Origin of the sequence: Psychrobacter sp. TB55-MNA-CIBAN-0194 (assembly GCF_040309505.1) — a bacterium.
Taxonomy (GTDB): Bacteria; Pseudomonadota; Gammaproteobacteria; order Pseudomonadales; family Moraxellaceae; genus Psychrobacter; species Psychrobacter fozii.
In genome coordinates this window covers 1-265 of sequence record NZ_JBEOOW010000390.1, presented here as the reverse complement: position 1 = coordinate 265, position 265 = coordinate 1, and the positions used below count along the sequence as shown (strand labels likewise).

Genomic DNA, 265 nt, shown 5'->3' with positions numbered 1-265 from the left:
CACTAGCATAGATCTTTCAGGAACTTTAGCTATATTTCTAACACACACTTTAAAAAATACCTTTCACAATTTGCTTCATCTGCGGTAACAGCTCACTCAATTGGTTTTCAGTCTCTGAGGTATCTTGCGGTAAAGATTGCTTTAAAAAAGCGGCAGTAATTTGTGGTTGTTTTGCTAAGATATTTTGACCGACAGCAGTGTCGTAAAATTTGATTTGGGCATCCACTTCCGCTTGCGTATAGTAAGTTTTTGCTGCACTGATATA

1 protein-coding gene is annotated in these 265 nt (G+C 37.4%); it reads right to left on the bottom strand.

Features of this window, described 5'->3' with window-relative positions; translation table 11 throughout:
• Window positions 1-49: 49 nt before the first annotated feature.
• Window positions 50-265, bottom strand: a 216-nt coding sequence (locus AAEY75_RS15595; RefSeq protein WP_352260101.1) for a DUF2059 domain-containing protein, incomplete at its 5' end; no start/stop codon positions are given.